This window comes from Tritonibacter sp. SIMBA_163 (assembly GCF_046535935.1).
In the GTDB taxonomy this organism is placed as follows: domain Bacteria; phylum Pseudomonadota; class Alphaproteobacteria; order Rhodobacterales; family Rhodobacteraceae; genus Epibacterium; species Epibacterium scottomollicae.
The window spans coordinates 1-322 of record NZ_JAWJBP010000219.1 but is presented as its reverse complement, the minus strand read 5'-3'; the positions used below and the strand labels follow the sequence as shown (position 1 = coordinate 322).

Sequence of the window (322 nt, the reverse complement as noted above, 5' to 3'; positions counted from 1 at the left end):
ATGTTCGTATTCCGCGATGATGTTGACACGGTCGAGGAAGACAGCCTTGATCGCGTCCTGCCAGGACCAGAGCGACAAGGGGTAATAGCTCAAAGGCCTGTAATCGGCGTTCAATACGAGCGCCGGCAAGGCCTGGGGAGAGACTGCAATCGTCAAGGGCTGCTCCTTGATTTGGCATCTGCAGATTTATATTAGGTCCGATGCCACAGAATTGTGAAGCCATATTAACAGGCAGCAGACGAATACTAGGCGATAAGCGGTGCGGCATCCTTGCGCAGGGTGACCGAATAATAGGCCCAGAACAATCTGGCCGCCACGGAAC

General features: G+C 53.7%; 1 pseudogene. It reads right to left on the bottom strand.

Annotated features, from left to right (window positions below):
• Positions 1 to 156 (bottom strand): annotated as a pseudogene (locus tag R0J92_RS22160) (HNH endonuclease); the annotation flags it as partial.
• Between the last annotated feature and the right edge of the window lie 166 nt (positions 157 to 322).